Origin of the sequence: Pseudomonas sp. Fl4BN1 (genome assembly GCF_009908285.1) — a bacterium.
Lineage (GTDB): Bacteria > Pseudomonadota > Gammaproteobacteria > Pseudomonadales > Pseudomonadaceae > Aquipseudomonas.
The window spans coordinates 1-16,553 of record NZ_JAAARM010000035.1 but is presented as its reverse complement, the minus strand read 5'-3'; the positions used below and the strand labels follow the sequence as shown (position 1 = coordinate 16,553).

Below are 16,553 nucleotides of genomic sequence, written 5' to 3'. Positions count from 1 at the left end.
TCAGTGGGCGAACAGCGAGTTGCCCTTCTGCCCGGCGAGCTTCTCGGGCTTGATCAGGAATCGCGCCAGGGCCGGCAGCAGCCACAGGGCGCCGAACATGTTCCACAGCAGCATGAAGGTCAGCATCAGCCCCATGTCGGCCTGGAACTTGATCGCCGAGAAGATCCAGGTGCACACGCCAATGGCCAGGCACAGGCCGGTGAACAGCACCGCTTTACCGGTGGAGCGCAGGGTCTGGTAGTAGGCCTCTTGCAGCGGCAGCCCGGCCCGCAGGAAGCTTTCCAGGCGACTGTAGATATAGATGCCGTAGTCGACACCGATCCCCACCCCCAAGGCCACCACCGGCAGGGTCGCGACCTTGACCCCAATCCCCATGAAGGCCATCAGGGCGTTGCCCAGCACCGAGGTCAGCACCAGCGGCAGGACGATACACAGGGTCGCCGCCCAGGAGCGGAAGGTGATCATGCACATGCCCGCCACACAGATGTACACCAGGATCAGGATGGTCAGCTCGGACTCCTTGATCACTTCGTTGGTGGCGGCCTCGATCCCGGCGTTACCGGCGGCCAGGATGAACTCCAGGCCATCCTGGTTGTGTTCCTGGGCGAACTCCTGCACCGCATGCACCGCACGGTCCAGGGTCGCGGCCTTGTGGTCATTGAGGAACACCAGCACCGGCGCCAGGGAGCAGTTGTTGTTGTACAGGCCATCGGCCCGGGCGATGGAGTTGTTGAGCACGTCGGGGTTGCGCGACAGGGTTTCCCATTTCAGGTTGCCCTCGTTCATGCCCTTGATCATCTGCTTGGACACAGTCACCAGGGAGATCGCCGACTGCACGCCCTCGGTGTTCTGCATCTTCCACATCAGCTCGTCGATGGGCGCCATGGCGGCGTAGCGCGAGCAGCCTTCGGCCGCGGTCTTGACCATCACCACCAGCACATCGGAACTGGTGGAGTAGTTGCTGATGATGAAGTTGTTGTCCTTGTTGTAGCGCGAGTCGGGACGCAGCTCCGGCGCGCCCTGGTCAAGGTCGCCGATCTTCAGGTTCTGGCTGTACCAGAGGCCGCCGCCGAAGGCCACCAGGGCCAGGGCGACGGAAATTGGCGCGACTTTCGGGCTGGCAAAGTTCGACAGCAGGCGCCAGAACGGATGCTCGCGGGAGGCGTCCTTCTTGCTGCGCTCGATGGCGCGCTTGCTGATGCCGACATAGGAAATCGCCACTGGCAGCAGGATCAGGTTGGTGAACACGATCACCGCCACACCGATGGAGGCGCCGATGGCCAACTCGCGAATCACCCCGATATCGATGATCAGCAAGGTGATGAAACCCACGGCGTCGGCGAGGATCGCAATCATCCCCGGCAGGAACAGCTGGCGGAAGGTGCGCCGCGCCGCGGTCAGGGCGTTGTCGGCATCACTGGACTGCAAGGCAATGCCGTTGATCTTCTGCACCCCGTGGGAAATGCCGATGGCGAAGATCAGGAACGGCACCAGCATCGAGTATGGGTCCAGGCCGAAGCCGAAGGCGTGCATCAGCCCCAGTTGCCAGACCACCGCTACCAGGGTAGTGATCAACACGGCGATGGTGCTGCGGATGCACCAGGTGAACCAGTACAGCAGCACCAGGGTGATGATGAAGGCCACCCCGAAGAACATCACCACCATGATCAGGCCATCGATCAGGTCGCCGACCTTCTTGGCGAAACCGACGATGTGGATCTTCACATTGGGGTTCTGCGCCTCGAACTTGTCGCGGATCTTTTCTTCCAGCTCGTGGGAGAATTTCTGGTAATCCAGGGCCAGCAACTTGCCCTGGTCCTGCGGGTCCGGGTAGGACTCCAGCAGCGGGATATCGACGATGCTGGATTTGAAATCGTTGGCCACCAGGCGCCCGACCTGGCCGGACTTGAGCACGTTGTTGCGCAGTTGCTCGAGGCTGTCGGCCGAACCGTTGTAGCTCTGCGGGATCACTTCGCCGCCGGCAAAACCTTCCTCGGTGACTTCGGTCCAGCGCACGCTCGGGCTCCACAGGGACTTGAGCCCGGAGCGATCGACACCGGAGATGTAGAACACCTCGTCGTGGATCTGCCGCAAGGTCTCCATGTAGTCCTTGGTGAAGATCTCGCCATCCTTGGCTTCCACCGAAATGCGCACGGTGTTGCCCAGGTTGGCCAGGTCGTTACGGTGCTCCATCATCCGCTCGATGAACGGGTGCTTGAGCGGAATCATCTTTTCGAAGCTGGTGGATGGCCGGATCAGGGTCGCTTGCCAGAACAGGAACGTGCTGACCAGCAGGCAGATGAAAATCACTGCCGGGCGGTTGTTGAAAATCAGGCGCTCAAGAAAGTTCGCCTTGTCCTGGTGATGACTGCTCATGGAATTCCCCACCTTCTTATTATGTGCCCGGCCTATTGGCCAAGTTCAGCGCCCGTTGCTGCAGAGACCCGTACCCCGCCCTGCCCGGCCAGCACCAGCTTGCCGTCGCCATCAGCGGTTACCGCCGAGAGTGAAATGCGGTCGGGACGATTGAACACGCTGAAGGTCTGCCCATGGTCGGTGCTGCGAATCACGCTGCCACCATTGCCGACGATCACCAGCGAGCCGTCGTCGAGCAGCGTGGCGCCGGACAGGCCGAACTCCAGGGCGCCACGGGCCGCGTTGAGCTCCACCTGTTCCCAGGTGCCACCAAAGTCCGTGGAGCGATAGAGGTTGCCGCGCAGGCCATAGACCAGCAGGGTCGCCGGCTGGCCGGTGGCGATCACGCCGAACAGCGAGCCTTCATAGGGGCCTTCGAGGCGTTCCCAGGTCTGCCCGCCGTCGGCGGAGCGGAACATGCTGCCCTGCTCACCGACAATGAACAGCCCGGAGTCCTTGACCTCGGCAATGGCGTTGAGGTGGAACTGGTCCTGGTTGTCCAGGCGGTCGCTGACGTCCTCCCAGTGCTGGCCGCCATCCGTGGTTTCCAGCAGTGCGCCATAAGCGCCAATGGCGTAGCCGGCCTGAGTGTCCTTGAACCAGACATCGAGCAACGGCGCTTCGCGCTTGAGGTCCTGGTATTGCTGGCTCCAGGTAGCGCCGCCGTCACTGCTGGCCAGGACCTGGGCATCGTGACCCACCGCCCAGCCGTGCTGGTCATCGACGAAGTACACCGCCGTGAGCAATTGCCGGGTCGGCACCTTGGCCTGGGTCCAGGTCACGCCCTGGTCGTCGGAGTAGAGAATGTGCCCGCGATCACCCACCGCTACCAGGCGCTTGCCGGCGTGGACAACATCGAGCATCAGGCTTTTCGCGGCCTTGGCCGATTCGATGGAATAGACCGTTTGCGCCGCATTGGCTGCGGCCAGGACCGGTGTCGACAGCGTCACGACAGCCAACAGCGAGAGCGCTGTAGCCAGCAGTGCGAACGTGCGCAGCGCCGGCGGGCGGCCAACAACCACACCCATGACAGGCTCACTCATAGACCATTCCCCCATTTATTATTGTCAGGTCATTCAACCTTTCAGGGCGCCTTCCAGGGTCTGTAAAGGCCGGATCGATTCGATGATCGTCCTGAAACCTGCAATCTAGAGCCCCTTCGGCTGCGGGCTATCCTATCGGGCTTTGGAAAGGTCTGACAATCAACGCCACGTTATCTTTTGTTAATCACTGTTCCTGTCCAAGTCCCTGAATGCTCGGGCATTCGCTGGGGTGATCAATATCGCGACACTGCCCGTGACAAGCCGCAGGGACCGCCACAAAAAAACCACCGACTCGGCTGAAGCTGGACCTGTTTGCCGCCCCTTGCCGCGGAAAACGCGCAAAGGCTGATCCACAGCAGGGGTCCCCGCGCCCTACTGTTGGCTATGATGAGCGGCATGGATTGCCAGCCCCGTTGACCTTCAGGAGTGAGCGATGATCGCCATACGCGAGGCGTGGAAGGCCGGGTTGCTGAAACCTCGGCACTGGGCACGCAACCTGGTGGCCGGAGTGATTGTCGGCGTGGTGGCGCTGCCCCTGGCCATGGCTTTTGCCATCGCTTCCGGGGTCAAGCCCGAACAGGGGATCTACACCGCCATCGTCGGCGGCCTGCTGGTGTCACTGTTCGGCGGCAGCCGCTTGCAGATCGCCGGGCCCACCGGGGCCTTTATCGTGATTCTCGCCGGGATTACCGCCAAATACGGGGTCGACGGCCTGCAACTGGCGACAATGATGGCCGGGATCATCCTGTTCCTGCTGGGCATCAGTCGCCTGGGGGCCCTGATCAAGTTCATTCCGGACCCGGTGATTCTCGGCTTCACCGCCGGCATCGGGGTGATCATCTGGGTCAGCCAGTGGAAAGATTTCTTCGGCCTGCCCGCCGCCCAGGGCGAATACTTTCACCAGAAACTCTGGCACCTGTTGCAGGCGCTGCCCAACCTGCACCTGGCCACTACTGCGTTGGCCGGGCTCAGCCTGGCGCTATTGCTGTGCGTGCCGAAGATTCCACACCTCAAGCGCCTACCGGCACCGCTGGTGGCGATGATCCTGGCCACCGCTCTACAGTCGCTATTCCAGTTCCAGGGCGTAGCCACCATCGGCAGCGCCTTCGGCGGCATCCCCCAGGGCCTGCCTCAGCTGCAATTGCCAACGATCAGCCTGCCCCGGGTGCTGGACCTGATCGGCCCGGCCTTTGCCATCGCCATGCTCGGCGCCATCGAATCGCTGTTATCCGCGGTGGTGGCCGACGGCATGGCCGGCACCCGCCACGACTCCAACCAGGAGCTGATCGGCCAGGGCATCGCCAACCTGGCCGCGCCACTGTTCGGCGGCTTCGCGGCCACCGGCGCGATTGCCCGCACCGCCACCAATATCCGCAACGGCGGCAACAGCCCACTGGCCGGCATTACCCACGCGGCGGTGCTGGTGCTGATCATCCTGTTCTTTGCACCGTTGGCGGCCAATATCCCGCTCTGCACGCTGGCGGCGATCCTGTTCGTAGTGGCCTACAACATGAGCGAACTGCACCATTTCAAGCGCATGGTGCAACGGGCACCCCGGGCCGATGTGGCGATCCTGCTGTGCACCTTTGTCCTGACGGTGTTCAGCGACCTGGTGATCGCGGTGAACATAGGGGTGGTCCTGGCGATGCTGCATTTCCTACGGCGCATGGCCTCCTCGGTGGAGGTGCAGCAGGTGGTGGAAGCGGACCTGGCCAACGAGTTGCACGGCAAGGGTCGAGGGCATCTGCCGCCAGGCGTGCTGGTCTACACCATTGAAGGGCCGCTGTTCTTTGGCGCTGCGGAAACCTTCGAGCGTGCCCTGGCCCAGACCCACAGTGATCCCCGAGTGCTGATCATCCGCCTGCAGCACGTGCCGTTCATGGACATCACCGGGCTGCAGACTCTGGAAGAAGTGATCGGCCAACTGCACAAGCGCGCGATTGTGGTGAAGCTCTGCGAGGCCAACCTCAGGGTGCATGCCAAGCTGGAACGGGTTGGCATCCTGCACGCCATTGGTGCGCAGAACTATCACCCTGGCCTGACTGAAGCGCTACAAAGCGAGATCCCCCCTGCCCCCACGGCAGCACCGCTCGCGTAGCGCGGGCTTGCCGGCGAAGGCGATGGCTGGGGCGGTGCATGGCTCGAGGGCCTGTTCGCCGGCAAGCCGGCTCCTACAATGGCGAACCTTACCGCGGCCGTAGGAGCTGGCTTGCCAGCGAAAGCGATGGCTAGGGCGGTGCATGGCTCAAGGGCCTGTTCGCCGGCAAGCCGGCTCCTACAGTGCGAACCTTGCCGCGGCCGTAGGAGCTGGCTTGCCAGCGAAGGCGATGCCTGGGGCGGTGCATGGCTCAAGGGCCTATTCGCCGGCAAGCCGGCTCCTACAATGGCGAACCTTGCGCGGCCGTAGGAGCTGGCTTGCCAGCGAAGGCGATGCCTGGGGCGGTGCAAGGTTCGAGGGCCTGTTCGCCGGCAAGCCGGCTCCTACAGTGCGAACGTTGCCGTGGCCGTAGGAGCTGGCTTGCCAGCGAAGGCGATGGCTGGGGCGGTGCAAGGTTCGAGGGCCTGTTCGCCGGCAAGCCGGCTCCTACAGTGCGAACGTTGTCGTGGCCGTAGGAGCTGGCTTGCCAGCGAAGGCGGTGCTGCCTCAGGCGAGGCTTTTGCTGACCACTTCGAAGACGTCGCTGGACAGCTCGCCAGATGCGCGGATGCGCTCCAGCTCGCCTTTCATCAACGCCTGGCGGGCGCTGTCGTATTTGCGCCAGCGGGTCAATGGCGCCAGTTGCCGCGAAGCAATCTGCGGGTTGAAGCCGTTGAGTTCGATCACCAGGTCGGCCAGGAAGCGGTAGCCGGAACCATCCGCCGCATGGAAGTTGATCAGGTTCTGCCCGGCGAAAGCACCGATCAGCGCCCGCACCTTGTTCGGGTTCTTGATGTTGAACGTCGGGTGCTGCATCAACGCCTTGACCCGCGCCAGGCCACCCGGCAACGGGCTGCCGGCCTGGACGCTGAACCATTGGTCCATGACCAGCGGGTTGTCCTTGAAGTTCTCGGCGAACAGTTCCAGGGCCCAGGCCTTTTCTTCCTCGTAAGGGGAATTGACCAGCACCGCCAGCGCGGTCAGGCGCTCGGTCATGTTATCGGCGTGCTCGAACTGCTCCTTGGCTGCCGCCGGCACCAGGAACTCCGGCTTGCTGCTGACCATCACGTACGACAGGGCAATGTTCTGCAAGGCACGCCGGGCGAAATGTTCAGCCTCGGCCACATAAGGCGTGCGCTTGGACACTTCGCGGTTGGCCTGATAACGCTGCCACAAAGGTTCGAACAACTCGTCGGCCAACTGCCGGCGGGCAAATTCGCGGGCGGCATGGATGGCTTCGACATCGGCCACTTCGCTGATTTCGGTGAGGTAGGCCTCGCCCGGCAGCGAGAGCATTTCCGCGACCATGGCCTGATCCAGGCGGTCGTCGGTCAATACGCTGCGCAGCGCCGTGACCAGGCGCGGGTCCATCGCCAGGGCCTCGCCCTTCTGCTGCTGGGCGATCAGTTCCTGCAACACCTGCACCGACAATTGCTGGCCGGCGTCCCAACGGTTGAAACCGTCGCTGTCGTGCTGCATGAGGAACATCAACTGGTCACGGCTGTAGGGGAAGCTCAGCTTCACCGGGGCCGAGAAGCCCCGCAGCAGCGACGGCAGCGGCTGTTCGGCGATGTCGACGAAGGTGAAGGTCTGCTCGGCCTCGGTCACCGACAACACCCGGGACGTGCCCTGGGCAGCGGCTTCACCGGCCAGGCGCAAGGCCATGTCGGCACCGCTGCTATCGAGCAGGCCCAGGGCCACCGGGATCACGAACGGCTGTTTTTCCACCTTGTCCGGGGTTTGCGGGCAGCTCTGGCGGAAGGTCAGGCTGTAGGTCTTGGCTGCCGCGTCGTAGGACTCGCTCACCGCCAGCCGTGGCGTGCCGGCCTGGCTGTACCAGCGCTTGAACTGGGTCAGATCGACGCCATTGGCGTCTTCCATGGCCTTGATGAAGTCATCGCAGGTCACGGCCTGGCCGTCGTGGCGTTCGAAGTACAGGTCGCTGCCCTTACGGAAGCCTTCAGCGCCGAGCAAGGTGTGGATCATGCCGACCACTTCCGACCCCTTCTCGTACACGGTCAGGGTGTAGAAGTTGGAAATCTCGATAAAGCTTTCCGGGCGCACGGCATGGGCCATGGGGCCGCCGTCTTCGGCGAACTGGTGGGTGCGCAGGTAGGCCACATCCTGGATGCGCTTGACCGTGGCCGAGTTCATGTCCGCGGAGAAACCGGCATCACGGAACACCGTGAAGCCTTCCTTCAACGACAGTTGGAACCAGTCGCGGCAGGTCACGCGGTTGCCCGACCAGTTGTGGAAGTACTCGTGGGCGACGATGGCCTCGACCCGCTGGTGCGCGGCGTCGGTGGCGGTTTCGGCACGGGCCAGCACGGCGCTGGAGTTGAAGATGTTCAGGCCCTTGTTTTCCATGGCGCCCATGTTGAAGTCGTTGACCGCAACGATCATGAAGATGTCCAGATCGTATTCCCGGCCATAGGTCTCTTCGTCCCAGCGCATGGACTTCTTCAGGCTGTTCATGGCGTGCTGGCACTTGTCGATGTTTTCCGGCTCGACGTAGATGCGCAGCGCTACATCGCGGCCGCTCATGGTGGTGAATGTGTCTTCGACACACCACAGGTCACCCGCCACCAAGGCGAACAGGTACGCCGGCTTCATGAACGGGTCTTCCCAGGTCGCCCAGTGCCGGCCGTCTTCGCCAGGGCCGCTGGCGATCGGGTTGCCGTTGGACAACAGCACCGGGTAGCTGTGCTGCTCGGCCACCACGGTGGTGGTGAAGGTGCTCATCACATCCGGACGGTCGAGGTAATAGGTGATCTTGCGAAAGCCTTCGGCCTCGCACTGGGTACAGAACATGCCGCTGGACTTGTACAGGCCTTCCAGGGCGGTGTTGCTTTCCGGATGGATCCTTACGCTGGTATCCAGGGTGAAGCTGGCGCTGCTCGGGTGCAGGGTCAGGTGGCTGTCGTCCAGCTGGTAGTCCGCCGCCGTCAGTTCGCGGTCGCCCATGGCCACCGACAGCAGTTCCAACTGCTGGCCGTCCAGTACCAGCGGCGGCAGGCCGGCGCCGCGGGCCGGGTTGCGACGCATCACCAGCTGCGCATGGACCAGGCTGTGGTCCTCGAACAACTCGAAGGTCAGGTGGGTCTCGTCGATCAGGTACTCGGGGGCCTGATAGTCCTTCAGGTAGATCATCTTCGGTTGGTCGGTGCGCATGGCGAATTCCTTCTACTGATGCACGGCGAGCTGGTAGGCCGTGTACTTACGAATGTTGATCACGCCGGTGTCGAAGATCAGGTACTGGCCCTTGATCCCCATCAGGGTGCCTTCGGCAATCGGGTTCTTGTCCAGATTGAAGCTGACGATCTTGGCCGGGTACTGCTCGACCGGGTAACGAATTTCCAGGGGCTCGATGTCCCGTACCGCCTGGATGGCCTGCAGGCCGAAACGCTCCTGCAGGGCCAGCAGGCCTTCGGCGCAGGATTCGAACAGTTGCTCACGCACCTGCGTCAGGTCCACGGCCTGGGCATCGCCCTTGAGCAAGGCGCGCCAGTTGGTCTTGTCGGCCACCTGGGAACGGAACAGGTCCTCGACGAAACCGGATTGCTGGCGGGTCGCCACACGCATGATCGGCAGCGCCTGGCTGGCGCCCTGGTCGATCCAGCGGGTAGGCAATTGAGTGGCGCGGGTGATGCCCACCTTGATCCCCGAGGAGTTGGCCAGGTAGACCACGTGATCGGTCATGCAGAACTGCTCGCCCCAGGACGGATCGCGGCAAGTGCCGGCGTCATAGTGGCAACGCTCCGGGCTCATGATGCACAGGTCGCACTGGGCCAGCTTGGTCATGCAGGGGTAGCAGTAGCCCTGGCTGAAGCTGGTCTTGGTCTTGCGTCCGCAGTGGGAGCAGTGGATCGCCCCCAGGTATTCCAGGCGCAAGGTGCTGCCGATCAACGGATTGACCGGCACCTCGCTGTCACCCAGGCGAAAAGCGTACTGAACATCCGGCCCGTCAAGGCGCGCCGACATTTTGCTGATGGAGCCGCGGCCAATCTCGATCAATGGATGGCATCCGACTTGAACAGGAGGTTCGGCACCGGTGCCGACTTCGAGGCGCATTCCTGCGGGCCCATGTAGCCGGTGCGCTGCTCCTCGGGCAAGTTCTGCATTTCCCAGGCAATCATCGCCTGCAGGGACAGTTCACGCTGCTCGGCGGTGAGTTTGCGGCCATCGGACCATTTGCCGATTTCTACCGCCAGTTTCAGGCTCTGGTAGATCTCGGGGGTGATGTTTTCGATCATTTCGACAAAGGACGACATGTTGAACACTCTCCAATTGATGTCGCAAGTTTAACAGTGGCGGTCTCGTGGGATATTGCCGACAACCCTCTCGAAGGCGGTTCTCAGACAAGTACTACCCGGCTAGAAGTCCTTGGACAGCTTGACCTGACGCAGTTCTTTTTCAAGCAGACGACGAAACATCTGCGGCGCGGCAAAGGTATAGATGGCAAACGCCAACCAACACCAGTTGATCATCTCGGCGGCCTGTGAATACCCCTGGGCGGTGACACTGATGATGACGACGCGATAAACCACAAACATCGCCAACAGGACAATGATCGCCCGGGTCGAGCCGCGCTCGACCATCCAGTTGTTTAGGCGCCACCAGAAACCCAGCAAAACGCTGCTGCGTGCCTTGACTGCTGTCAGCAGGTGCAACGCGGCAACGTTGTTGGCATCCTCCTGCAGCGCCCAAACCGCGTGTTCACGGGCTTCGGCAATCTGCCCCTGGCGCAATAGCAGGTGCCCAAGCACCACAACCGCTCCGGTGTGCCCCGGTTCGGCCTGCAGCGCCTGTCGGGCAAACTGCTGGGCCTTGTCCCAGTCACCAACGGCACGGTAATACTCGGCCATCGCCACTAGGTTATTGGCGCTATCGGGTTGCAGTTCCAGGGCTTTTTCCAGAGGCGCGAGGCTCTCGGCCAAACGCCCAGTCAACTGATAGAGCTCAGCCTGACTGCGGTGATAGGTAGGATTCAGCGGTTCCATATCCAGCAACTGCGTCAGGTGCTGCTGCGCCTGCTTGAACTTGCGCTGAGCGATCATCACCTGAGCTGCTGCATAGTGCGCCAACGGCAGGTCGGGATCGGCCACCAAGGCCAACCCCGTCTCATGTCTGGCGGCATGCACCCGCCGGGTGTTCATCAGGCAAATGGCCAACAGCGCATGAGCCTCGGCCGACTGAGGGTCTTCCGCCAACGACTGGCGCAAGCTGTCGATGGCGCCGTTAGGGTTGCCGGCTTGCAGTCGTTGGTAGGCCAGTTGAATCAGGTAGTCGGTATTCATCAGCTCATCACCAGAAACCATAGGGTGACGGGCACCAAATCAAGGACAAAGCCCCTCAGCACGAACGCTCCCGCCAGAGCCACCAAGGGCGCGAAACGATTGAGCACGCCACCATAGTATTGGTAGATCTCAATGGTCGCGTTCTGCAGCGTGAACAAGACATAGCCAATCGCCAACTTCCACACCACCATCACCAGCAAGGCGTATTGCACCTGGGTCTTGCTGACGATGTAGCCGCTGCTCAGCAGCCACGTCAGAAGTAGCGCGATGAGCAGGCTGCCCAGCAGGCCGGCACCAGCCCAAAGCGACTCGCGAACCCGGGTCGGGCTGCCGACGGCGATCGAGTTGAAAACAAACCATGGCAGGCCGAGCCAGAATCCGCCCATCATCAGCGCCAGCAAGGGCCAGAATGGAGCGGTGGCGAATCTGGCCAGTGCACCGGGCCGAGGCTCGTCATCGATGCGATAGATTCCATGAGCAGCCATCAGCGTCCCTTACCGTTTTTTTCCAGGAAGCTCAGGACTTCGTCGTACTGATTTCCTTCATTGGCGTAACGTGCATAGTTACGCGCGGTGGTCAGCCACTCCAGGGTTGTTGCCCGCACGTCTTTCAAGGCGTGCTTGAAATGTCGGTCACAGATGGCCTGCTCCGCCCCTTCGTTGATGGACTCCTCAATAGCCTCGTCTGCTGCGGTTTCTACCAGCTCGCCCAGGTCGGCACCGGAAAAACCCGAGGTATTTTTGGCGAGGAAGGCAAAGTCGATGTCATGCGCCATCGGCCGACCTTTCATCATCATCCGCAGCATGTTTTCACGAGCAGGCCGATCGGGTGGCGGCACAAAAAGCACCCGATCAAAACGCCCTGGCCGACGGAATGCAGAGTCCACCGACCAGGGAACGTTGGTCGCCGCCAGGATCAGCACGCCATGGTTATCGTTGCTGAAGCCATCCATTTCAGAGAGAAATTGACTCACCAGCTTCGAAGAGGTCGATTCCCGGGTATTGGAACGCTTGCCACCAAGCGCTTCGACTTCATCAAAGAACATCACCGCGGGCGCTTCAGCCCGGGCTTTGGCAAACAAAGCATGCAGCTTACGCTCGGACTCACCGATGTACATATCCAGAACATCGGAAATCGCTACGTTGAAAAATTTCGCCTTGCACTCACCCGCAGTAGCTCGGGCCAACAAGGTTTTTCCGCAACCTGGCGGCCCGTACAGCAAGACCCCGCCACCTACGCGCTTGCGGAAGCGCTGAAACAGCCCTGGCTTCTGATAAGGCAGGATGATTTTTTTGTGGATGGTCTTCTTCAACTCATCCAAACCGCCGATATCGGCAAAGGTCACGGTCTCCGGTTCCGGAACCAGTAACCGATGAGCTTCGCTGCGGTCGGTATCATCGTTGGAGATAACCCGCAGTCGCGGACGCCCTTCAGCCCCGGGGAAGTCCACCACAGAAACATTCAATCGCCGCCACAACTCCATGTCTTCGAGCGCCGGGTTTTGCTCAATCGCAGCGCGGTACTCGACCTGGGCCTCCTTGAGGCGTTGCAGGTCTGCAAGCGCGCGCGCCCTGAGCAGCCCCTGCGCCGGACTCGAACCCGTTGCCATCGGCAGAACCTTCCCCGGGTCACCGGCGGCCAGGTAGAGCCGCGCAGCCAATGCCTTCAGCTCATCGGCTTCAGCCCATTGCTGCAGATCCTCGGGCAACAGCCTCAATCCACGCTCATAGTCGCTGCGTTCCAAGCAAGCCTCGAGCAGCAACGTGAGCAGGGCTTGGTTACCGGGAGACGCGCGCAGGGCGGCCTCCAACTGATCCAGCATCGAATCATCCATGGCTACTTCCTTTGACTAGATGCAATTTAAAACCCTGGCGAGAAGACCTCGGCCCTGTACAGAGACTCATCGCAATACCTCGGGCCGCTCGACGTCGACCCAGACAAATTTATTCGGGTCCAGGCGGGTTTCCTGGTCCAACCGGTAAGCCGCTAGCTTGCCGTAGAGCACCGCGCTGTAGTCCAGGCATGCCAGGTTGGGGAGAATCGGCGCCGGCTTGCCGCTGCGCCAGTAGTGACCGACGAACAACATCGGCTCATCGGCGCCATAACGCAGCAGGCTGTTCTTTTCCGCTGGCGACAGCGGCGTGCGCGCCACCGGCTCGGGCAACGCGTCGGGCTGGAAGACGATGTCGCCATAGGTTTGCGGATCGTCTTCCCAGAACTTGGTGCGGAAGAAGGCCCGGGTCAAGCCGTCGCCACTGGTCATGGTCAAGCCATGGGGCAGGCGCATGTCGGTGCCCCGCAGCAGGCGGTCAAAGGCCGTACAAGCGAAGCTGTCGGGCAACGCCGAGGCCTGCAGGAATGGGCGATCGATGCAGCCATTCGGGTACTGCTGGCGCAGCGGGGCGATCAGGCCGGCATCCCAGCACGCATGTACCACCCGAAAACGCCCGGCATCGACGAACAGCGGCAGTTCATAGAACCACTCGAGAAAATCGTGCCAGTCGCCGGGGTGCTGCTCGAACTGGGCCAGGGTCTCGTGGATCAGGCGGGCGTGGCGTGGCGTGTGTTCACGCACGAACTGCTTGCCACTGCCCTCGGCGGCCGGCGTGCTCCAGCCCAAAGCGTTGAACTCATGGTTACCCATGATGCACAGCGCCTGGCCGGCCTCGACCATGTCGTGGACGATGTGCAGGGATTCACGGATACGCGGGCCGCGGTCGATGATGTCGCCGAGGAACACCGCCATCCGCGACGGGTGCCGCCAGACGCCGCCCTGCTTGTGATAACCGAGCCGATCCAGCAAGTGCTCCAGGGTCAAGGCGCAACCGTGCACGTCACCGATCAGGTCGTAGCTACGCGCGGGATCGAGCATCAGTCGCCTCCACCGCCCAGTCGGCTGCCCCAGCCGAGCTTGGTCCGGCAGACCTCGTAGTAGTTGTGGTCCAGTGGATGGATCAGGCGCAGTTTCTGCGCCTTCTTGCTGACCGTGATGGTGTCGCCGGGCGCACAGGTAAAGTGGTTCTGGCCGTCACAGGAGACTTGCGGATAGATCTGCATATCTTTGGACACGACGATTTTCAGCTCACTATTGCCATCGACCACAATCGGTCTTCCAGACAAGGTATGGGGGTACATCGGCACGATCACAATGGCATCCAGCTTGGGATGCATGATCGGCCCGCCAGCGGACAGCGCGTAGGCCGTGGAACCGGTGGGCGTGGCGACGATCAGGCCATCGGCCTTCTGGCTGCAGACGAACTGGCCGTCGATGTAGATCTCGAATTCGATCATCCGCGTCGACTTGCCCGGGTGCAGCACCACGTCGTTCAGCGCATCGCCCTGGCCGATGGCCTCGGCGTGGCGGCGGACTTCGGCCTGCAACAGGAAGCGGTTTTCCACCAGGTAGTGGCCGTCCAACACCTCGGCGACCTTGACCTCCAGCTCATCGGGGCGGATGTCGGTGAGAAAACCCAGGCTGCCGCGGTTGATCCCCAGCACCGGAACATTGTGCCGCGCCAGGGCCCGGGCGGCGCCCAGCAGGCTGCCGTCGCCGCCGACCACGATGACCATGTCGCAGACCTCGCCCAACAGCTTGCGCGAGGACGTCTGCAGGCCGTGGCCGGGCAGCACTTCGGCGATGGTGTCTTCGAGGATCACGTGCAGGTGGCGGGCCAGCAGAAACTTTTTCAGTCGGCGAACTGTGTCCAGCACCTGCGAACTGCCCAGGCGACCGATAATGCCGATATTGCGAAATTGCTCCATGGGGCTCCTGCGAGGTTCGGGTACGGGCGAAACAGAGGATTATGGGCGAAACCCGGCGTTAGACAAAATCCTTTCAGCCACGAGGGCTTAGGAACATCAGCGGCAACTGCGAGTGGCACGCATTTATCGCGAACGGCATGGGTTTGCGTCTATGCTCGCAAGATGCTCCTGTTCGCGGATTTAGTCAGCCTCCCCCGCCAGTTGCGTCAACCTGAAGTCCGCGACCTCGCCTGGGTCATCCTCGCGCCGCCGATGCTCAGCCACACGCCCTGGCCGCAGCGCCACCCCCTGGCCGGCAGCGACTGGGTGCAGGCGCCGCAACTGCTGGCCCACTGGCTGCGGTGCCAGGACCTGGACAGCCGCGCCCTGCGCCAGTGGCTGAGCCAGGGTCCAACCCGACGCCTGGGCCTGTACTACGAACGCCTCTGGCAGTTTGCCGTGCACCATGCCCCGGGAGTGGAACTGCTGGCCGCCAACCTGCCGATCCGCCGGGGCGGACATACCCTCGGCGAACTGGACATGCTGCTGCGTGACCGCGACGGGGTGCATCACCTGGAACTGGCGATCAAGCTCTATCTGGGCCCACAGAACGGCGACGGCGAGGACCGCGCGCAATGGCTGGGCCCCGGCTGTCATGACCGCCTGGATCGCAAGCTGGCGCACCTGAAAGAGCATCAGTTGCCGATCTCCGCCCGGGATGAAAGCCATGAAGCCCTGGCAGCACTGGATATCCAGGCCTTCAGCGCGCACTTGTGGCTCGGCGGCTACCTGCTGTATCCCTGGCCGGGTCATGCCGCAGCCCCCTGCGGCGCCCATCCGCAGCACCTGCGCGGACGCTGGCTGCATCAGCGCGACTGGCCAGCGTTCATCTCCCAGAGCGCGCCAGGGCGCTGGCAGCTCTTGCCTCGCCAAGCCTGGCTGGCCCCGGCCCACTATCTCGCCGAGCAAACCTGGACTGCCGCGCAACTGCAGCAATGGCGAGCGGATCTTGACTCGCACGCCCCCGCACAATTGCTGGTGCGGCTGGAGGAAAATGCCCAAGGCAGCTGGGAAGAAGCCGAGCGGTTGTTCCTGGTTGCCGATCTCTGGCCCCATCTACCGGGAGCCTCATGAGCCACAACTGATGGGCTCAGAAGCAACCGAACGGCGTTGCGAGTGTCAGCCCGGGCACCCGCCAGGCCGATGCCAGGCTCACGCCTTCGCCAGCAAGCCGGCTCCCGGACAGGGAGCCCGGGGTCGCCGGCCATGGATCGTGGTCAGACTTTTTTCTGCTGCTCAATCCACTGCCCATAGGCGCTGATGAAGCCCTGCAGGAACGGCCGGGTTGCCTCGGACAGCTTGCCGGACTCGTCGAACGCCGAGCCGGCGCCGCCCAGGTAAGCCTCGGGCTGTTGCATGCACGGGACATTGAGGAACACCAGGGACTGGCGCAGGTGATGGTTGGCCCCAAAGCCGCCAACGGCCCCCGGGGAAACGCTGATCACCGCACCCGGCTTGCCGCTCCAGGCACTCTTGCCGTAAGGACGCGAACCAACGTCGATCGCGTTCTTCAGTGCGGCCGGCACCGAGCGGTTGTATTCTGGGGTCACGAACAGCACAGCATCGGCAGCGCTGATCTGCTGGCGAAACTGCCCGTAGGCCGCCGGTGGAGTCACGTCGATGTCTTCGTTGTAGAGCGGCAAGTCGCCGATCTCGATGATGTTCAGCTGGAGATTGGCCGGTGCCAGCTCGGCCAGAGCCAGGGCGACCTTACGGTTCAAGGACTGTTTTCTCAGACTGCCGACCAGCACTGCAACCTTGTAGACATTGCTCATTGGAGTTTCCAACCGTTGGCTTGAAGAAGATGCTAGTTATAGATGAGCCAGGGGGTTGCCTGCTACCCCACCCAACCCATTTCCT

13 protein-coding genes are annotated in these 16,553 nt (G+C 62.4%); 2 read left to right on the top strand and 11 right to left on the bottom strand.

What is annotated here, in order from left to right; genetic code table 11:
• Both GV818_RS27610 and GV818_RS27605 read right to left on the bottom strand, forming a co-directional pair.
• A complete protein-coding gene (locus GV818_RS27610; protein WP_161778042.1) occupies positions 1–2,376 on the bottom strand; it encodes an efflux RND transporter permease subunit in 2,376 nt (791 codons plus the stop codon).
• A gap of 32 nt (positions 2,377–2,408) precedes the next feature.
• A complete protein-coding gene (locus tag GV818_RS27605; RefSeq protein WP_161778041.1) occupies positions 2,409–3,458 on the bottom strand; it encodes a WD40/YVTN/BNR-like repeat-containing protein in 1,050 nt (349 codons plus the stop codon).
• Positions 3,459–3,891: 433 nt separating this feature from the next.
• Here GV818_RS27605 and GV818_RS27600 point away from each other — a divergent pair, with 433 nt between their 5' ends.
• Entirely contained in the window at positions 3,892–5,556 is a 1,665-nt protein-coding gene (locus GV818_RS27600) for a SulP family inorganic anion transporter (RefSeq protein ID WP_161778040.1), read from the top strand.
• A 546-nt stretch (positions 5,557–6,102) separates the two neighbouring features.
• Here the strand turns inward: GV818_RS27600 and pepN are convergent.
• The 8 genes from pepN to GV818_RS27560 form a co-directional block, all read right to left on the bottom strand.
• Positions 6,103–8,766, bottom strand: a complete 2,664-nt coding sequence (pepN, locus tag GV818_RS27595) for an aminopeptidase N (RefSeq protein WP_161778039.1) — start codon at positions 8,764–8,766, stop codon at positions 6,103–6,105.
• A gap of 12 nt (positions 8,767–8,778) precedes the next feature.
• Complete coding sequence (locus tag GV818_RS27590) at positions 8,779–9,609, bottom strand: DUF2797 domain-containing protein (RefSeq protein WP_161756289.1); 831 nt, start codon at positions 9,607–9,609, stop codon at positions 8,779–8,781.
• Positions 9,606–9,866, bottom strand: a complete 261-nt coding sequence (locus GV818_RS27585; RefSeq protein ID WP_161756288.1) for a YeaC family protein — start codon at positions 9,864–9,866, stop codon at positions 9,606–9,608. Before GV818_RS27585 ends, GV818_RS27590 begins: the two co-directional genes overlap by 4 nt.
• 102 nt (positions 9,867–9,968) lie before the next feature.
• The gene (locus GV818_RS27580; RefSeq protein ID WP_161778038.1) at positions 9,969–10,892 is read right to left on the bottom strand and encodes a tetratricopeptide repeat protein; all 924 of its coding nucleotides are present in this window, start codon (positions 10,890–10,892) and stop codon (positions 9,969–9,971) included.
• On the bottom strand, positions 10,892–11,377 hold the full coding sequence (locus GV818_RS27575; protein WP_161778037.1) for a hypothetical protein: 486 nt from the start codon (positions 11,375–11,377) through the stop codon (positions 10,892–10,894). Before GV818_RS27575 ends, GV818_RS27580 begins: the two co-directional genes overlap by 1 nt.
• Positions 11,377–12,726 carry an ATP-binding protein gene (locus tag GV818_RS27570; protein ID WP_161778036.1) on the bottom strand — a complete coding sequence of 450 codons (1,350 nt, stop codon included), beginning with the start codon at positions 12,724–12,726 and terminating at the stop codon, positions 11,377–11,379. The genes GV818_RS27575 and GV818_RS27570 overlap by 1 nt, the downstream gene beginning before the upstream one ends.
• 66 nt (positions 12,727–12,792) lie before the next feature.
• A complete protein-coding gene (locus GV818_RS27565; protein WP_178125146.1) occupies positions 12,793–13,767 on the bottom strand; it encodes a metallophosphoesterase in 975 nt (324 codons plus the stop codon).
• Positions 13,764–14,654 carry an NAD(+) kinase gene (locus GV818_RS27560; protein WP_161756285.1) on the bottom strand — a complete coding sequence of 297 codons (891 nt, stop codon included), beginning with the start codon at positions 14,652–14,654 and terminating at the stop codon, positions 13,764–13,766. Before GV818_RS27560 ends, GV818_RS27565 begins: the two co-directional genes overlap by 4 nt.
• 162 nt (positions 14,655–14,816) lie before the next feature.
• On the opposite strand from GV818_RS27560, the gene GV818_RS27555 reads away from it, so the two are divergent.
• Positions 14,817–15,767 carry a DUF1853 family protein gene (locus GV818_RS27555; protein ID WP_178125144.1) on the top strand — a complete coding sequence of 317 codons (951 nt, stop codon included), beginning with the start codon at positions 14,817–14,819 and terminating at the stop codon, positions 15,765–15,767.
• A gap of 143 nt (positions 15,768–15,910) precedes the next feature.
• Here the strand turns inward: GV818_RS27555 and GV818_RS27550 are convergent, their stop codons facing one another.
• Positions 15,911–16,468: an NADPH-dependent FMN reductase gene (locus GV818_RS27550; RefSeq protein ID WP_161778034.1), complete on the bottom strand. Its 558-nt coding sequence runs from the start codon at positions 16,466–16,468 to the stop codon at positions 15,911–15,913.
• Positions 16,469–16,553 lie beyond the last annotated feature (85 nt).

Excerpts from the sequence above, each read along its gene's own strand:
- GV818_RS27610 (WP_161778042.1), bottom strand. The coding sequence starts at position 2,376 with ATGAGCAGTCATCACCAGGACAAGGCGAACTTTCTTGAGCGCCTGATT.
- GV818_RS27605 (WP_161778041.1), bottom strand. The coding sequence starts at position 3,458 with ATGAGTGAGCCTGTCATGGGTGTGGTTGTTGGCCGCCCGCCGGCGCTG.
- GV818_RS27600 (WP_161778040.1), top strand. The coding sequence starts at position 3,892 with ATGATCGCCATACGCGAGGCGTGGAAGGCCGGGTTGCTGAAACCTCGG.
- pepN (WP_161778039.1), bottom strand. The coding sequence starts at position 8,766 with ATGCGCACCGACCAACCGAAGATGATCTACCTGAAGGACTATCAGGCC.
- GV818_RS27585 (WP_161756288.1), bottom strand. The coding sequence starts at position 9,866 with ATGTCGTCCTTTGTCGAAATGATCGAAAACATCACCCCCGAGATCTAC.
- GV818_RS27580 (WP_161778038.1), bottom strand. The coding sequence starts at position 10,892 with ATGAATACCGACTACCTGATTCAACTGGCCTACCAACGACTGCAAGCC.
- GV818_RS27575 (WP_161778037.1), bottom strand. The coding sequence starts at position 11,377 with ATGGCTGCTCATGGAATCTATCGCATCGATGACGAGCCTCGGCCCGGT.
- GV818_RS27570 (WP_161778036.1), bottom strand. The coding sequence starts at position 12,726 with ATGGATGATTCGATGCTGGATCAGTTGGAGGCCGCCCTGCGCGCGTCT.
- GV818_RS27560 (WP_161756285.1), bottom strand. The coding sequence starts at position 14,654 with ATGGAGCAATTTCGCAATATCGGCATTATCGGTCGCCTGGGCAGTTCG.
- GV818_RS27555 (WP_178125144.1), top strand. The coding sequence starts at position 14,817 with ATGCTCCTGTTCGCGGATTTAGTCAGCCTCCCCCGCCAGTTGCGTCAA.
- GV818_RS27550 (WP_161778034.1), bottom strand. The coding sequence starts at position 16,468 with ATGAGCAATGTCTACAAGGTTGCAGTGCTGGTCGGCAGTCTGAGAAAA.